Here is an 18,164-nt window from a genome sequence, read left to right on the forward strand (position 1 = left end):
ATTTTAAAAATCTTCTTTTGTAATTAGCTAAACAACAACAAAATTAACAAAAACAAAGAAGAGTAAAAAATTAAAAAACTACAATTTATATTTTCTCGATATGAGATTTCATTTACACAACTCATTTTTCATTCACTCAATTTGAGAAAATTATTTTATAGTTTTAATCTCACTATCACATTAAAAAGTAATCATCTTAATTTTCAGAATACTTTTTCTATAGTATAGAAAATATACTTCTAAATACATTATTCTTTTATAAAAATAAATCTTTGTCAAAATAGTTTTCTGACAAAGATTTATTATTCGAGATTTCTTAACCTAAAAACGGATAACGATAATCTACAGGCGGAACAAAGGTTTCTTTAATCAATCGAGGAGAAACCCAACGCAATAAGTTTTGAGCTGAACCTGCTTTATCATTAGTTCCTGATGCTCTGGCTCCACCGAAAGGTTGTTGCCCTACCACAGCTCCAGTCGGCTTGTCATTGATATAGAAATTACCAGCTGCATCTTCCAATACCTTGATTGCTTGGTTAAGAGCGTATCTATCTTGTGAGAAAACAGCCCCTGTAAGTGCATACTCAGAAGTTTCATCTACTAATTTGAGTGTTTCTTCCCATTTATTATCGTCATATACATATACTGTAACCACCGGACCAAAAAGCTCCGTTTCCATTGTTGTATATTTCGGATTTGTAGTTACAATAACGGTAGGTTCAATAAAGTATCCTTTCGATTTATCGTAGTTACCCCCAACAAATACTTCAGCGTCCTTGTCTTTTTTCGCTTGGTCTATATACTTAACTAATTTATCGAACGAACTTTCGTGAATCACGGCAGTAATAAAGTTTTCCATATCCTCTGGTGACCCCATTTTGAAAGATTGTACATCTTCTTTAACAAAATTCAAAATTTCATCAGCTTTCGATTTGGGAAGATATACCCGCGATGCTGCTGAACATTTTTGCCCTTGAAACTCGAATGCCCCACGTGTGATTGCCGTTGCCACTTGTTTAGAAATTGCCGACGGATGTGCAACGATGAAATCTTTACCTCCAGTTTCGCCTACTATTTTCGGATAGGTCTTATAATTATGTATGTTATTACCTATTTTTTTCCAGATATCTTGGAACACACCTGTTGACCCTGTAAAATGAATTCCAGCGAAATAGGGACTTGCCAACAATGTTTCGGTTATCATTGCAGCGTCGCCGTTAATAAAGTTGATTACCCCGTCAGGAAGTCCAGCCTCTTTAAAAATTTCCATAATTACGTTGGCCGAAAATACTTGGGCGTTACTTGGCTTCCAAATTACTACGTTCCCCATCAGAGCGGCACTGGCTGGTAGATTTCCTGAGATGGCTGTAAAGTTGAAAGGTGTAACTGCATATACAAATCCTTCCAACGGACGATATTCCACTCTATTCCAAATTCCTTCTGATGATATTGGTTGGTCGTTGTAGATATTTGCCATAAATTCTACGTTGAACCGAAGAAAGTCGATAAGTTCACAAGCCGAGTCAATTTCCGCCTGATGAATTGTTTTGGATTGTGCAATCATTGTAGCGGCATTGATTTTTGCTCGATAAGGTCCCGCAATGAGTTCGGCTGCTTTTAAAAATATGGACGCTCTCTCTTGCCAAGGAAGTGCTGCCCATTTCTTACGAGCCTCCAAAGCAGTTGCAATTGCTTTCTCTACGTGTTGTTTTTCCGCAAGATGATATGTGCCTACCACGTGCTGATGGTCGTGCGGAGCAATCATATTTTTAGTTTTCCCCGTTCTGATTTGGTCTGCCCCGATATACAAAGGAACATCTACGGAATTGTTCCAGAGTTCTTTATATGCTTTCAGAACTGCCTCTCTTTCAGGTGTTCCTTTGGCATATGATTTTACAGGCTCGTTCACAGCCTTTGGCACTTTAAAAAATCCTTTTCCCATTGTTATTACTATTTTAAATTGATGAAATTACGTAAAAGTAATCAAATCTTTTCTTTCACGTTTTTATTTGTTTCGGCTAAGTTAAGAAAAAAACACAAACCGCAAAAAAAAGAAACATTGTTTTTGAAATTATCTGTTTTTTAAGCATATAAAAAAGAAAATAATTTGCGAAAAATCGTTTAAGAAAATCCCAAAATGCGTCTTAATCTTCTGTATTTTCCAGACAAAAACTAATTTCTCTTTGTTTCATTCTGAAAAATAAATAGTAATTTTGCAGAAAAATTTTTGTGAAAACGAATCCTATTCTTCAAAAGACCTCTGAAAACACATCATATACCGAATTGCTTTCAAAAATAAACGAAGGCGAACGTTGTTTAACTATCAACCATTTATCAGGAGCTTCATTATCATTTGTCATTGCCAATCTTTTCCGAAACACGAAGCGAAATTTGTTTGTGATGCTTTCGGACAAAGAAGAAGCAGCGTATTTTCTGAATGATTTGGAAAGCCTACTAGGCGATGAGCAGGTAATATTTTTCCCTGATAGCTACCGCCGTCCGTATCAGATTGAAGACACGGATAACGCCAATGTTCTGCTTCGTGCCGAAGTGTTAAACCGATTGGGTTCACATCAAACGCCTTTGATTGTGGTGAGTTATCCTGAGGCTCTTTTTGAAAAGGTAATTACTCGCAAACAACTCGAGAAGAACACTTTAAAAATTAAAAAAGGAGACTCTTTATCTTTGGACTTCCTCAATGAAATGCTTTTCACCTACAACTTCAACCGAACAGATTTCGTCACTGAACCTGGGGAATTTTCAGTTCGTGGTGGTATTGTCGATGTTTTTTCTTTCTCGAACAACGAACCTTATCGCATTGAGTTTTTCGGCAATGAAATCGAAAGTATCCGAACTTTTGATGTTGAAACACAGCTTTCTACACAACAATTATCAAAAATCACGATTATTCCAAACATCGAAAATAAGGAAAATGAAGAAGTAAGGCAGTCCATTTTGGAATACATTTCGGAAAAAACGCTTTTTATCGCCAAAGATATTGACAGTTTTCCTCAAAAAATCGATAAATTATTCAATAAATCCGTTGAAATTTACGAAAAACTATCGAACGAAGTTAAACATATTGCTCCTGAAGTGCTTTTCTGTCAAAGTAATGAACTTTTGGAACGTATCGGCTCTTTTCAATCCATTTTTACGGGAGCAAACTCATTATTTTCTTCAGAAAAAATCGTTTTTAGAACTAATCCACAACCTGCATTCAATAAGCAATTTGAACTATTAATCAGCTATTTAAACGAAAAACACGAAGAAGGTTTTACCAATTACATTATTTGTTCCACCGAGCAACAAGCAAAGCGTTTTGATGATATTTTCAAAGAAATGGAACAAAAAGTGCATTATCAAACCGCCATTTTATCGCTACACAGCGGATTTGTGGATTCGGACAATAAAATCAACGTCTTTACCGACCATCAAATTTTTGAACGTTATCATAAGTTTCACCTAAAAAATGGATATGCTAAAAAACAAGCCATTACGCTTAAAGAACTTACTCAACTCACTGTTGGTGATTATGTTACGCATATCGACCACGGCATCGGAAAGTTTGCAGGATTACAAAAAATTGAAGTAGAAGGCAAAATGCAGGAAGCCATCAAACTTATCTATGGCGACCGCGATGTACTTTTTGTCAGCATTCATTCCTTGCATAAAATTACGAAATACAACGGCAAAGACGGCAAACCTCCGAAGATTTACAAACTGGGTTCGGGAGCGTGGAAAGCCCTGAAACAGAAGACAAAAGCTCGGGTTAAAGAAATCGCCTTCAACCTTATTCAATTGTATGCCAAGCGAAAAGAATCTAGCGGTTTCGCTTTTGCTCACGACAGTTATCTGCAAAACGAATTGGAAGCCTCATTTCTTTACGAAGATACGCCCGACCAAAGCAAAGCTACTGCCGAAGTTAAAGCCGATATGGAAAGTCCCAAACCAATGGATAGGCTCGTTTGTGGCGATGTTGGCTTTGGAAAAACGGAAGTTGCTATTCGGGCAGCCTTTAAAGCGGTTGATAACGGAAAACAAGTAGCCGTTTTGGTGCCTACAACCATTTTGGCATTTCAACATTATCAGACATTTAGTAACAGAATGAAAGATTTTCCAGTGAGGATTGATTACTTAAATCGATTCCGAACGGCAAAAGAGAAAAAAAACATTCTGGAAGAACTCGCCAAAGGTTCGCTAGACATCATCATCGGGACACATCAAATTGTAAATGAAAGTGTTAAGTACAAAGATTTAGGGCTTCTAATCGTTGATGAGGAGCAAAAATTCGGTGTGGGTGTGAAAGACAAACTCAAAACACTAAAAGAAAACCTTGATGTACTGACACTTACGGCAACTCCAATTCCAAGAACATTACAATTCAGCTTGATGGCAGCAAGGGATTTGTCAGTAATCAATACACCTCCACCAAATCGATATCCTATTGATAGTCAAGTTATCCATTTCAATGAAGAAATTATCCGTGATGCCGTTGCTTACGAAATTCAGCGAGGCGGACAAGTATTTTTCATCAATAATCGAGTGGAAAATATCCGTGAAGTGGCAGGAATGCTACAACGACTCGTTCCCGATGCCAAAATAGCCGTAGGTCACGGGCAAATGGACGGCAAAAAACTCGAGGAAACGATGCTTGCCTTTATGGACGGAGCTTATGACGTTTTGGTAGCAACGACCATCATCGAGAGTGGTTTAGATGTACCTAATGCCAACACGATTTTCATCAATAACGCTCATAATTTTGGCTTGTCTGACCTACATCAAATGCGTGGACGTGTGGGGAGAAGCAACAAAAAAGCCTTCTGTTATTTCATCACACCTCCGTTTGTAGCGATGAGCGATGATGCTCGTAAACGAATACAAGCCATTGCTCAGTTTTCGGACTTAGGAAGCGGATTCAATATTGCGATGAAGGATTTGGAAATACGAGGAGCGGGTGATTTACTTGGTGGAGAGCAAAGCGGTTTCATTAACGAAATCGGGTTTGAAACCTATCAGAAGATTTTGCAAGAAGCCATCGTGGAGCTGAAAGAAAACGAGTTTTCGGAATTGTATCAAACGAAGGAAGAAGACAAATCATATCTGAATGACACACAAATTGATAGTGATTTTGAGCTTTTATTTCCGGATACTTACGTAAACCGAGTTGCGGAACGATTAAATCTTTACAATGAGCTAAGTAACATCAGTTCGGAAGCCGATTTACTAACCTACGAAAAGAATCTGATTGACCGCTTTGGTCAGTTGCCTCCTCAGGCTGTCGATTTGCTCAATAGCGTACGTCTGAAATGGTTTGCGACCAAAATGGGAATCGAAAAATTAGTAATGAAAAACGGAAAAATGACAGGATATTTCATTTCCGACCAAGAAAGTCCGTTTTATCAAAGTTCTCGTTTTCAAAAAGTATTGCAATTTGTGCAACGCCACCCCGACCGATGCAGAATGCAAGAAAAAGAAACCCGCAACGGACTACGGTTGTTGCTTATCTTTGAAGGCATAACCTCAATAGATAAAGCTTTAAATATTATGCGATTACTTGAAAAATAAAATTCATAAATAAATGATAAACTCAACTACGAAAGTAATTAGTTGATTAAAAAATTGTTTTTTACATATTTCTGTTTTAACTTTGCAAACCAGAGAATATTAAAGAATTTGCAATGAATAACATAAGTAATTTGGTGGAGTTACTTGAGGAAAAAGCGACTTCTTTGAAAGAAAAAGTAGATGAATTAAAATCTGAAAATCAAAAACTTAACCAAACAATAGAAATTCTTACCAAAGAAAAAGAAAATTTAGAAAGGGAAGTTTTAGTTTGGAAAGAAAAAAATGAAGCCGCAAAAATTGCAAATAGTATTCTTGGCAGTAATGAAGATAAAGCAAAAGCGAAATTAAAAATAAACTCTTTAATTCGCGAGATTGATACTTGTATCGCTCAGCTTTCAAAATAGTTTCAATAATGAATGACACCTTGAAAATAAAGCTTTCTATAGCTGACAGAGTTTATCCGTTGGTTATTGAGCCTCAGCAAGAAGAAGGATTCAGAAAAGCTGCAAAGGAGATTAATGAGATGATTCATAATTTTGAACGAAACTACGAATTGAAAGATAAAAGAGACGCTTTGGCAATGTGTACCATTGTTTTAGCAACAAAAATTGAGCAAACTAAGATTGATGAAAATAACCAAGATTTAACAATCAAAGAAAAATTGGAAAATATTAGTAGAATAATGGATTCCATTATTTAAATAAAATAAGTTCTTTAGAATAGCAAAGTTACTGCCTACATTGATTGCACTTTTTAGTAAACTCAACATTTACAACCTAATAAAGGGTAAGTGGAGTTGTTAAAGCGAGCCGTCCTAGAACGGATACTTGACCAACTCAGTAGCCCTAAACCTGTTTTTAGGAGTTTACAAAACTCTTATCAATGTAGGCTTTTTTTATATATAATTTTTTATTAACAAATGACAACGACACTTATATTAGGAATTGTTATTGCAGCCATCTTTGGATTAGTCATCGGGTTTGCAATTGCAAAAGTATTAGAAAAGAAAAATGCTTCAAAAATTATTTCAAATGCTCAAACAGAAGCCTCTACACTACTGAAAGACGCTAAAAATGAAGCTGAAAACATCAAAAAAGATAAAATTTTACAAGCAAAAGAGAAATTCTTAGAACTGAAATCTGAACACGAAAAAGTAATTGCGAGTAAAGACAAGAAAATGGCAGAAGCCGAAAAACGCATTCGTGATAAAGAATCACAGGTTTCTAACGAATTAGCTCAAAACAAACGTCTTAAAGAAGAGTTAGACAATAAAAACAAAGATGTTGAACAACGCTTACAAAACATTGACAAAAAACAAGAAGAAATTGAGCGTTTACACAAAAACCAAGTAAAACAGTTAGAACTTATCTCTGGACTTTCAGCAGAGGAAGCAAAAACACAACTTACAGATTCACTAAAAAGTGAAGCTCAAGCCGATGCAATGGCTTACATTCAAAGTACCATAGAAGAGGCCAAATTAACCGCTCGACAAGAAGCTAAAAAAATAATTATCAACACCATACAAAGAATAGGAACAGAAGAAGCAATTGACAATTGTGTTTCTGTTTTCAACTTAGAATCAGATGATATAAAAGGACGTATCATTGGACGTGAAGGTCGAAACATTCGTGCTTTGGAGGCGGCAACTGGTGTTGAAATTATTGTAGATGACACTCCTGAAGCTATTATTTTATCTTGTTTTGATGCTGTCCGCAGAGAAATCGCACGACTTTCACTACATAAATTGGTTACGGACGGACGTATCCACCCTGCTCGTATTGAAGAGGTTGTTGAGAAAACAACTAAACAAATTGAAGATGAAATAGTGGAAATTGGTAAACGTACTGTGATTGACTTAGGGATACACGGACTACACCCAGAACTTGTTAAATGTGTTGGACGTATGAAATATCGCTCCTCATACGGGCAAAATCTGCTTCAACACTCACGTGAGGTGGCAAGGTTATGTGGACTGATGGCTGCTGAATTAGGATTGAACGTAAAACTTGCAAAACGCGCTGGATTATTGCACGATATTGGGAAAGTTCCACAGGTTGAAACTGAGGTACCTCACGCTATATTAGGTATGGAATGGGCTGAAAAATATGGAGAAAAACCTGAAGTTTGTAATGCTATTGGAGCTCACCACGACGAAATTGAAATGACTTCACTACTTTCACCTATCGTTCAAGTTTGTGATGCTATTAGTGGAGCAAGACCGGGAGCTCGTCGCCAAGTATTAGATTCATATATTCAACGTTTGAAAGATTTGGAAGACGCTGCTTTTTCTTTCCAAGGAGTTAAAAAAGCATATGCTATTCAAGCCGGACGTGAATTACGTGTAATTGTTGAAAGTGAAAAAGTTAGCGACGATAAAGCTGCTGAATTGTCATTCAATCTTTCACAAAAAATCCAAACAGATATGACTTACCCAGGACAGGTAAAAATCACTGTTATTAGAGAAACAAGAGCCGTAAATATTGCTAAATAAGTTTTGTTTTCATAGTTATTAAAGCGGAAACAGCCTGTTTTTTTATAAGAAATGGGCTGTTTTACTTTCAAATCAACTGATAGCCTCAGATATCAAATAAGCCCCAGTCCACGCATTTTGAAAGTTAAATCCGCCTGTGATAGCATCAACATCAATCACTTCTCCTGCCAAATACAAATCTTTCAACAACTTACTTTCAAATGTTTTAAAATTTATTTCAGAGAGTAAAACACCTCCTGCTGTTACAAACTCTTCTTTAAAAACAGATTTTCCGTCAATCATAAACCGTGAACAGGTCAGTGTTTCCGCTAAAAAACGAAGTTGTACCTTACTTAAATCTGACCAAAGCTCATTGGGAGAAACCCCTGATTTCTGTAACAAATTACCCCATAATCGTTTAGGAAGTTGAAATAATGGTGTATTCTGCAACATTTTTCGAGCTTGTTTTTCTTTAGTTTCTTGTAAAATAAGTAAAGTTTCCTCCTGATTAAGAGTTTCTTCACCTTGAACGAGCCAATTTACCTCCAAAATACACTGATAATTTTGTTCTGCCAATATTCTTGCTCCCCAAGCAGACAATTTCAAAATAGCAGGACCACTAAATCCCCAATGAGTGATAAGAACAGGAGATATATTTTTAATTTTCAAACTTTTATTTTCCCTATCTCGTAGTAAGACCTCTGCATTAACTGCAATTCCTGCTAATTTTTTTATGAAACTATCCGACGTATTAAATGTAAATAGAGAAGGTACAGGCTCCACAATCGTATGCCCCAAAGAAGTTAGAATTTTCCAAATTTTTGGATTACTGCCCGTTGTTACAACCAATTTTCGAGCCAAAAACTTTTGTTTTGTTGTCCTTATTTCCCAGAATTTTTCATTATAATGAAAATCGGTCACATTTTGTTCAGTAAATAGTTCTACTTTATGTAATTTAGCTTGTTCAAGAAAACATTTTATAATCGTTTCAGATGTATTGGAAGCAGGGAATACCCGTCCGTCATCTTCAGTTTTCAACGTAACTCCCCTACTTTCAAACCATTCCATAACATCGCCACACATAAAACGATGAAAAGGACTTAAAAGTTCTTTTTCTCCTCGTGGATAATTTTTCACTAAATTCTGAGGAATGAACTCGGCGTGTGTTACATTACAACGTCCTCCACCTGAAATTCGCACCTTAGTGAGTACATCTTTGCCTTTCTCCAAAATGGCAATTTTCAAAGAAGGATTCTTCTCCGCAGAATTAATTGCCGTAAAAAAACCTGCCGCACCGCCTCCTATAACTAATATATCGTACATATTTCTATCAAAAATTACATCAACAAACAAGGGCGAACCAAAATTCGCCCCCATTTAAACTATGAAAAATTTAATCTACTATGGATAAGGTGCTAAAATCACCTCCAACCCATCTATTTCCTCTGTGATGAGAATCTGGCAACCCAATCTGCTATTTTCTTGCACGTGGTATGCTTCAAATAACATTGCCTCTTCTTCATCAGATTTTTCTGGCAACAACACATCGTTTTGCACATAACATTGACACGACGCACACATTGCCATACCTCCACAAACACCTATTTCTCCATCTTGAGCAATTTCATAAGCCCTCATTACCTCCATCAAATTCATACTCATATCCGTAGGAGCTTTCAATTCGTGCGACACGCCATCTCGGTCTGTTATTTTAAGTGTTATATCACTCATTTTTTAATAATATTCTATTTTTCGGACTCTGATTTTGGTAGGAATTCCATTCTCATAAAGGACAGCTTCTTTCCAATTTCCTTTTCTGTCGAAAGAATACCTGTACTTATGATCAAATTCTGAAGTTCTGTGCAATTTGAGTAACCCATTTTCATCAAACACTTTTTTAGAAATCACATCAGTTCTTGTTTTTATGGTTTCTACTTTTCCTGACGGCTTATAAACGATATTCATTTCCAAATAAAAATCGGTATTATCTTTCGCCGTGCAAATGGTTTGTTTCAACCTCCCCTTTTCATCATACTGATAAGAACAATTTGTTTCCTCATTTTCTTCATTTAAGAACTTCGCCCTAATCAATTTATTTTTCTTATCGTATTCATTTTCAGTTCTTAAAAAAACCTTCTGTTCTGGAAAAGATTTTTCTGAAAGAGTAACCTTTCCTGCTTTGTTGTATTGATAGGTTTCTTTTTTGACATACTCCATAGATGTCCGCTCCGAAAAATCTTTTTGATTTTCAATAACCTGTATTTGCTCTTCAAAGGATAAAGGCATCTCCATTTTTTTGCTTTTTTCAATGCAATTCCCTAACTTATCATAGGCAAAAACAACTGATTTAAGCAACTGATTTCCATCGTGTTCATCAATTTTCACCAAACGTTTATTATCATCGTAGACATACTTTTTGTTAACTACAAAACTTCCGTCGGAGACTTTAATGTTCGTTTGACTTTTAATCAATTTTCCTCCCAAATCATACACAAAATTGGCTTCTTTGAAAGGATTGCCCTCTGCATAATAGGTAACTAGATTGGTGTTTTTTCCTGTTCTGTCAAATTCACAAGAAATATTTGTTTTTGTGTACTTTGACTCGTTTTTCTCTATATTCCAATCTTCTACAAAAGGATAAATATTATACCTTTTCCCATCAATTGTTCTCTTTCCTTTTGGATTTGCTTCCAAAAAGTAGGAAAAATCTTCAATTTTCTTAACTTTCCCTTTTAGGGATAATCTCTTAGGGCTTATTGTATCTGTTTGAGCTTGTAGTGTACTTATGCTTATTGTTAATAATAGGGCAAATAAGTAGCATTTGTTTATTTTTCTCATCATCATCAATCTTTCGTTAGTACTATATGCTTTTCAATTTTTTTTACTCTATCGATTTTACGACGGCTTTTTCGGCTTCTTTTCGACTTCCATCGAAGCCATCAACACCCGCCACAGTTGTATATTTAAGAACGTATTTTTTCCCTGGATTCAATCGATTATAAATGCTTTGACACATCAATGTAGCTTCGTGAAATCCGCAAAGGATTAATTTCAGCTTACCTGGATATGTATTAATATCCCCAATAGCATAAATTCCTTCTATATTTGTTTGGTAATCAAGGGCATTATTTACTTTAATAGCATTCTTTTCGATTTCTAATCCCCAGTTAGCAATAGGCCCCAACTTAGGAGTAAGCCCAAACAATGGAATAAAATAATCGGTTTCTATTTCTTGCTGAACTCCTTCTTTCTCCAAAACAAGTGATTCCACCTTTCCGTTGCCTTTAATTTCGACCACTTCGCAAGGAGTCATCAAATTGATTTTACCTGCATCTTTAAGTACTTTCACTTTTTCAACGGAATCCAATGCTCCACGAAACTCATTTCGGCGATGAACCAAAGTCACTGATTTTGCAATATTTGCCAGATAAATACTCCAATCTAAAGCAGAATCTCCTCCTCCTGCAATTACCACACGCTTCCCTGCATACTGCTCTGGATTTCTTACAAAATATTCTAATCCTTTTTCTTCATACTCTGCAAGGTTACTCAATTCTGGTTTACGTGGTTCAAAAGTACCCAAACCTCCTGCAATAGCTACAGCTTTTCCTTTAATCTTTGTTCCTTTATTAGTAGTTACTACAAAAGTTCCATCCTCATTCTTGTCAATGGTTTCAGCAGTTTCAGAAAGCGTGAATTCAGGCTGAAATTGCTTGATTTGCTCCATCAAATTATCAATAAGTTCACCCGCTCCCACACTCGGATAACCAGGAATATCGAAAATTGGCTTTTTAGGATATAACTCTGCTAACTGCCCTCCTGGTTGTGGCAATGTGTCTATTAAATGGCACTTTAACTTCAGTAATCCTGCTTCAAATACCGCAAAAAGCCCTGTAGGCCCTGCTCCTACGATAATTATATCTGTTTCTTTCATTTTTTATACAAAAAATCTCTGTATTATGCTAAGCAACTTTATTTCAATAATTTATATTCAAAAATATTTTTCAGCTTTCAGAAAAACTCAATTTTTTCTTTCAGTCATTTTATAAACATAACAGAATTAAGAATTTAGGAAGAAAAGACAAACTTCTGAAAAACTTGTCTTAAAAAATAACCACAGTTGCGTGGCAAATATGAAGTATTATTCTTTTATCTTGGCTTTGGGAAAGTCCAAAAAATACTGCCTATCCCCATCTCACAACATCACTTCCCAAAAAATTATTTTCTGCATTTTATCTGCGAATATACTCTTTTTCAATATCTGTATAATTTTAAGATTGATAAGAGTAGTTCTTTACTTGAGTCAAATTTAACTCCTCAGATAACGATAAACCTCCGCAAATATACATATTCATTTCAGTATTTTCAAGCTACATTACTAAATATAATCAACAAAAAAACATTTTTAACATTTAATTAGCTTTTATTTTCAGAAATAAACAAAACTTCCACTTAAAAAATATTTTTGTAGAACAACTCCCCTACACTTTTTATAGGTTCGTAAAGCACAGAATTCTGCAATGTTTTTTCAGGTATCCATTTCGTTATCTGCCACGTTTTTTCAAGCATCAAAAACAATGAACCAGCGATAATAGTCACCTTTAAAACACCAAAAATTCCACCAGCTAATCTATTCAAAAACCCTAAAGAAACTGACTCCACAACCTTCGTAAGTAACTTCGCCAACAACATCACAATCAACATAATAAGCACCAATATAAAAGCGAATGAAACAGCTTCTGTTGTGGACTTATCCAACGACAAATGCTGATTCAAAATCCCAGCGACATAGAACGAAAAATGAATCGCTCCGTAAATTCCTAATACAATAGCAAGTAGCGAAGCCAACTCAATAATAACTCCTCTCCAAAGACCTCGAATTAAGCCAAAACCTAAAAAAATCAATAATATAATATCTACTGTATTCATAACGTTTTATTGTAAAAACGAAAATATGATAATTTAGAAATTATAGAATAACTCCTTAAATTATCATATTTCTAACAATATCAATTTAATATCCTGTTCCTGTACCTCCCGTGACAATGGCAATTCCGTTGGAAGTTCCGATGCGTTCTACTCCCAAATCAATGTATTGTTTTGCTGTTTGAAAATCTCGAACCCCTCCTGAAGCTTTAATCTTAGCCTTTCCGTTTACGGCTTCTTTCATAAGCTGAACGTCCGAAAGAGTTGCTCCTCCTGTTCCAAATCCTGTAGAAGTTTTCACAAAATCAGCACCTGCCTCTACAGATAGTTTACAAGCTAATTTCTTTTCTTCATCGGTAAGATAGCAAGTTTCTAAAATCACTTTCAGCACATTATTTCCACAAGCTTTCTTAATTTGAACAATTTCTTCGCGAACTTTATCAACCTCTCCCGATTTTAAAAGTCCCACATTAATTACCATATCTATTTCATTTGCCCCATCTGCAAGAGCTTGTTCTGTTTCAAAAACTTTGGATTTCAAACTCATAGCTCCCAAAGGAAAACCAACAACACTACATACGTTAACATCTGTACCTTTTAAAAAATCTTTAGCATACGGCACAAATGCACTATTCACGCAAACAGAGAAAAAATCATACGTAACAGCTTCTTTACAAAGTGTTTCAATTTCTGAAATAGTTGCATTAGCTTTCAGAAGTGTGTGGTCAATAAATTTATTTAGTTTCATATTTGTTGTATATTTTTTAAAAAATTAAACTTCGCAAAGTTACGATTTATTACTTTTTTGAACAATATAAACAAAGAAAAAAGCTATTTTTTAGTAACACAAAACGAGAGCTTCCGTATTAATTAACACGAAAGCTCTCGTAATTTTATACAAACATTTTATTTACGTCTTTTCTTTGACTTTTTAGAAGAAGTACTTTTCTTCGGATGTACCAATTTCATCTCGTCAACGAGGTGTTTTGCTCCTGCATATTTATCGATGATGAATAGAACATAACGAATATCCACCATAATATTACGACAAATTTCAGGGTCGTAATGAATGTCGCTCATTGTACCTTCCCAAACGCGGTCGAAATTAAGCCCGATGAGATTTCCGTGTGCATCAACAGCAGGACTTCCCGAATTTCCGCCTGTGGTATGATTGGTAGCGATGAAGCAAACAGGCATTTTTCCGTTCTTGTCGGCGTAAGCTCCAAAATCTTTCTTCTCATACAAGTCACGTAATTTCTGCGGAACATCAAATTCGTAATCGTTCGGAACGTATTTTTCCATCACACCTTCCAAATAGGTCACAGGGCTATAATATACCGCATCGGCAGGGGCATATCCTTTTACTTTTCCGTAAGTAACACGCAATGTACTATTTGCATCAGGGAAAATTCTATCCTCAGGCTTTGAAAACTCCAAAATAGCTTTCATATACGTACGTTGCAAAGCCTCAATATCCGCATTCAAACGCCCATAAGTTGGGGCAACCTCTTTCGCAAAACTATTTATCAGCTCGGAAACGAACTGCATTCCCACATCATTTTTTACCAATTCCTCAAAGGTTTCAGGCGAAGCAGTAAGCAATTTTTCTACTCCTGCTTCGGTGGCTAACAATGACTTTTCGTAAAGGCTTTCCGCCAATGTTTTTGCATCAAAATTTTGTAACTTTTCGGTTAGGAATTGCTTCGGCATATGCTGTGCATAAAAAACTACCGCTTTTTCAAAAACATCTTTATCTACCGACTTTTCATAATCCTTAAACACACCTTTGAAAGTAGATTGTAAATTCTTTTTTCTATCTTCAAACGATTGTACACCACGATTTTGCAAAACGTTTTGCAATTGCCAAATGCGATACCCATTGGTAAGAAAATCAATATTTCTCAATGCAAATTCACTAAATAAATCATTAGCTAAGGCATACGGCTCAATTTCTTGATATTTTTTAGCAAAATCGGAAAGTAAATGCCCATACGCTGCCGATTTTCCAGCCTTTTCAACATTATTTTGGAAGATGCTTTCTTGCTTTTTCTTTAAAGCTACCGCCCCTGATTTTTTCAAACCTTGACTCTCTCCAATCCATTTTTTCCAATAGTTTGCTACTCGTGCGTATTTAGAAGCATATTTAATCTTAATGGCTTGGTCTTTACGCATATACCCGTCTTGTACTTTCAACACCACATCACGAATTCCGATTTTTGCTGGGTTCAATACATCAACAATTTGCTGAACAGCAACTGCTGGAAGGTATTCTTGCGTACGTCCTGGGTAACCGAAAACCATCGTGAAGTCATCTTCGGAGATGCCGTCCAACGAAATTGGAAAATAATGCTTAGGCGTGTAAGGTACGTTGTCTTTGGAATACTCGGCAGGACGATTATTCTTATCGGCATAGATGCGGAAAAGAGCAAAGTCTCCCGTATGTCGTGGCCACACCCAATTGTCTGTATCTGAGCCAAATTTTCCGATAGAAGACGGCGGAGCTCCTACCAAACGCACATCTTTAAAGTTTTCTACCACGAACAAAATATATTGATTTCCGTTATAGAAAGCTCGTACGCGATTTTCCTGCCACGCCTCTTTGGGTGATGTTTTCACCAATTCAGCGATGTTTTTTTCGATGATTTTGGCTTTTTCGCTTTCAACAGAAAGATTTTCTGTACCTTTGACAATAGTAGCCGTAACATCTTCAATACGAACGATAAACGTAACGCTCACGCCAGGGTTAGGCAATTCTTCGGCAAGAGTTTTCGCCCAGAAGCCATTTGCCAAATAATCGTTTTCAACCGTGGAGTGCGACTGAATTTCGCCATATCCGCAGTGATGATTGGTAAGTAACAACCCCTTTGGAGAAATTACCTCGGAAGTACAACCGCCATCAAAGTGCGGCACCGCATCTTTAAGTGAAGAATGGTTCACGCTGTAAATATCTGCTGCTGACATCTTCATTCCCAGCGATTTCATTTCTTTTTCGTTCATTCCCTCCAAAAGCGAAGGAATCCACATTCCGCCCTGTTGTGCATAGAGCGAAACTGAGCAAAATAGTAATAAAAGTTTTACATATTTCATCATTTGTATCGTCATTGATTTATTTTTTATGTTTTTCAGTATGAATAGGTTAGTTATACCTACAATTAAGTACAAAAAAGCTACTTTTTCCCTCGGCGATTGATGGTTGTATTGGCATCATCAATTACTTGTGAAACCACTTTCGAGAAGTTAGTGTAAGTACTTTCTTCCTGTAAAGCAGCCAGATAACTAATCAATTTTGTATTGATAAGCCCCAATAAAGGTTTTTTCAGAGCTGTTGCCGACTCGTCGAATTCTTGTTCGGAAACGGACTTTTCATACGCCATTCGCTCGGTATGAAAAGCCGTCTGACGGGTGCGAAGCTCTTCTATTGTATCGGATACTCCCAAAAGTTTTCCGATAGCTTCTTGCAACTCGGTGGCGGAAAAATCTCGTAAAAGCGATTCGATATGTGCCGATTCGCTCGAGTAGTTTTCACGTGTGATTTTCGTTCCGTAACGGTCAAAAACAGCATATAGTTTTTCGGCACTTTCACGGATTTCAGGCGAACGCATCGAGCGATAGCCCAGCAATATGTTGCTTAAATTCATAATCGTTTCGTCACGCAGATTGTCCGCTTCTTCCAACTTGGAAACGGCAACTTCTTTTTTGATAGCCACCGAAAGTGCCGTAGCCTGTGTGTCAATTTTCTCAAACAGATTTTTCAAAAAAGCATCTGTTTGTAATTCATTTTCTTGGTGAAAAAGCCCTACCAAACGATGAGCTATATCAGCCAATTCGGAAACACGTACTATTGTTAATAATCGTTTCATTGTATATAAATTTTGATTAATTCAGTGTATGATTTTTTAGTCATTAGTAGCTTCATCTTGCGGAAGCCTCCGACTAAAAAGTGATTTATATCTTCTTTCGGAAGAAATTTTTAACTAAATGATTGCACTTTTCTGCAATCCTTAGATAATCATCACTAAATAGTTATCCATCTAAACAACGCAAACAGAGGTTTAACTATTTAGTCACGGCATTGTTTTGCGTAATTGATGCCTTATTCTGTTTTGTTTTTAGAAACGTCCATAACGGGAACTAATCCTTCGGAAGGCATATAAATAATCTGCGGAAGATTGCCTTTGTCTGCCAATTTTTCGAGCGTTCGGATAAACAAATACTGATTATAGACCGAATTGAGCGTTCCGTTTTCGATTTTCATTGCCTCTGCCATACCTCTTGCTCTCTCAATTTCGGCCTGAGCATTAAGTTTTTCGGCTTCCAGTCGAGCTTTGGCTTCTTCAATAAGAATTTTTCGGTTTTGTTCGGCTTTTGCCATTTCAGCCTTACCAGCCATTTCTTGTTGCCAAACGTTGTAAATAGGCAATCCAAACATCATCACCACAATGATGATAACCACCACAGAGACCGTGCCTACAATTGCGGAAATAGGTAATTTTGATTTCATAGGTTTTACTAAAAATTAGGTCGAAGATTGTATTTTAGATAGAATTTTTCGATAATATCAACAACTTCATCTGCTGTATCAACAACTTTGAAAAGGAACATATCTTCGGGAGAAATGTTTTGAAATTCGTCCAAAAGTGTTTTTTGGAACCAATCCACAAGTCCTTTCCAAAATTCGCTTCCGACCAAAATAATCGGGAATTTATCAATTTTTTGAGTTTGAATAAGCGTGATAGCTTCAAAAAGTTCGTCCATTGTTCCGAATCCTCCTGGCATCACAACGAATGCTTGTGAATACTTAACAAACATCACTTTACGAGCAAAAAAGTAATCGAAATTCAAATTTTTATCTCTGTCGATATACGGATTATCGTGTTGTTCAAAAGGTAGGTCGATATTTAGCCCAACTGACGAGCCATTTCCTTTACGTGCTCCTTTATTTCCGGCTTCCATAATACCGGGTCCACCTCCTGTAATTACTCCAAAGCCCGACTCCACGATTTTTTCAGCGATTTCTACCGCCAAATTGTAGTATTTGCTATCGGATTTGGTACGAGCAGAACCAAAAATAGACACACACGGACCTATTTCACTGAGTTTTTCGTATCCATTTACGAATTCTCCCATTATTTTAAAAATTGACCAAGAATCATTGGTTTTAATCTCATTCCAAACTTTAGAATGTTGTTTTTTATTCATAGAA

The 18,164-nt window shown here is 36.2% G+C and carries 15 protein-coding genes and 1 other RNA gene; 5 read left to right on the forward strand and 11 right to left on the reverse strand.

The window, feature by feature from the left end:
• Positions 1 to 316: 316 nt before the first annotated feature.
• Positions 317 to 1,942 (reverse strand): L-glutamate gamma-semialdehyde dehydrogenase, encoded by a 1,626-nt coding sequence (gene pruA, locus YW9_RS0105780; protein ID WP_018279245.1) that lies wholly within the window; start codon positions 1,940 to 1,942, stop codon positions 317 to 319.
• A gap of 287 nt (positions 1,943 to 2,229) precedes the next feature.
• Between pruA and mfd the strand changes: the two genes are divergently transcribed.
• From mfd to rny, 5 genes are all read left to right on the forward strand, one after another.
• Complete coding sequence (mfd, locus tag YW9_RS0105790) at positions 2,230 to 5,565, forward strand: transcription-repair coupling factor (RefSeq protein WP_018279247.1); 3,336 nt, start codon at positions 2,230 to 2,232, stop codon at positions 5,563 to 5,565.
• A 164-nt stretch (positions 5,566 to 5,729) separates the two neighbouring features.
• Entirely contained in the window at positions 5,730 to 5,969 is a 240-nt protein-coding gene (locus YW9_RS0105795; protein ID WP_316929440.1) for a hypothetical protein, read from the forward strand.
• An 8-nt stretch (positions 5,970 to 5,977) separates the two neighbouring features.
• A complete protein-coding gene (locus YW9_RS0105800) occupies positions 5,978 to 6,265 on the forward strand; it encodes a cell division protein ZapA (protein WP_018279249.1) in 288 nt (95 codons plus the stop codon).
• Positions 6,266 to 6,325: 60 nt separating this feature from the next.
• Positions 6,326 to 6,432: non-coding RNA, 6S RNA (gene ssrS, locus YW9_RS13290), on the forward strand.
• Positions 6,433 to 6,484: 52 nt separating this feature from the next.
• Positions 6,485 to 8,056 carry a ribonuclease Y gene (rny, locus tag YW9_RS0105805; RefSeq protein WP_018279250.1) on the forward strand — a complete coding sequence of 524 codons (1,572 nt, stop codon included), beginning with the start codon at positions 6,485 to 6,487 and terminating at the stop codon, positions 8,054 to 8,056.
• Positions 8,057 to 8,128: 72 nt separating this feature from the next.
• On the opposite strand, the gene YW9_RS0105810 is transcribed toward rny, so the two are convergent.
• From YW9_RS0105810 to YW9_RS0105855, 10 genes are all read right to left on the reverse strand, one after another.
• Positions 8,129 to 9,358, reverse strand: a complete 1,230-nt coding sequence (locus YW9_RS0105810; protein WP_026193853.1) for a BaiN/RdsA family NAD(P)/FAD-dependent oxidoreductase — start codon at positions 9,356 to 9,358, stop codon at positions 8,129 to 8,131.
• 78 nt (positions 9,359 to 9,436) lie between these two features.
• Entirely contained in the window at positions 9,437 to 9,766 is a 330-nt protein-coding gene (locus YW9_RS0105815; protein WP_018279252.1) for a 2Fe-2S iron-sulfur cluster-binding family protein, read from the reverse strand.
• Between the two features lie 3 nt (positions 9,767 to 9,769).
• Positions 9,770 to 10,873 (reverse strand): hypothetical protein, encoded by a 1,104-nt coding sequence (locus tag YW9_RS0105820; protein WP_026193854.1) that lies wholly within the window; start codon positions 10,871 to 10,873, stop codon positions 9,770 to 9,772.
• 43 nt (positions 10,874 to 10,916) lie between these two features.
• Entirely contained in the window at positions 10,917 to 11,969 is a 1,053-nt protein-coding gene (locus YW9_RS0105825; protein ID WP_018279254.1) for an NAD(P)/FAD-dependent oxidoreductase, read from the reverse strand.
• 518 nt (positions 11,970 to 12,487) lie between these two features.
• A complete protein-coding gene (locus tag YW9_RS0105830; protein WP_018279255.1) occupies positions 12,488 to 12,964 on the reverse strand; it encodes a CvpA family protein in 477 nt (158 codons plus the stop codon).
• Between the two features lie 85 nt (positions 12,965 to 13,049).
• Complete coding sequence (gene deoC / locus YW9_RS0105835) at positions 13,050 to 13,709, reverse strand: deoxyribose-phosphate aldolase (protein WP_018279256.1); 660 nt, start codon at positions 13,707 to 13,709, stop codon at positions 13,050 to 13,052.
• Between the two features lie 158 nt (positions 13,710 to 13,867).
• On the reverse strand, positions 13,868 to 16,048 hold the full coding sequence (locus tag YW9_RS0105840) for a S46 family peptidase (RefSeq protein WP_394356339.1): 2,181 nt from the start codon (positions 16,046 to 16,048) through the stop codon (positions 13,868 to 13,870).
• An 80-nt stretch (positions 16,049 to 16,128) separates the two neighbouring features.
• Positions 16,129 to 16,821, reverse strand: a complete 693-nt coding sequence (locus YW9_RS0105845) for a DUF6261 family protein (protein WP_018279258.1) — start codon at positions 16,819 to 16,821, stop codon at positions 16,129 to 16,131.
• Between the two features lie 233 nt (positions 16,822 to 17,054).
• Positions 17,055 to 17,462, reverse strand: a complete 408-nt coding sequence (locus YW9_RS0105850; protein WP_013997262.1) for a hypothetical protein — start codon at positions 17,460 to 17,462, stop codon at positions 17,055 to 17,057.
• Between the two features lie 8 nt (positions 17,463 to 17,470).
• On the reverse strand, positions 17,471 to 18,160 hold the full coding sequence (locus tag YW9_RS0105855; protein ID WP_018279259.1) for an LOG family protein: 690 nt from the start codon (positions 18,158 to 18,160) through the stop codon (positions 17,471 to 17,473).
• Between the last annotated feature and the right edge of the window lie 4 nt (positions 18,161 to 18,164).

Source organism: Capnocytophaga cynodegmi DSM 19736 (assembly GCF_000379185.1).
In the GTDB taxonomy this organism is placed as follows: domain Bacteria; phylum Bacteroidota; class Bacteroidia; order Flavobacteriales; family Flavobacteriaceae; genus Capnocytophaga; species Capnocytophaga cynodegmi.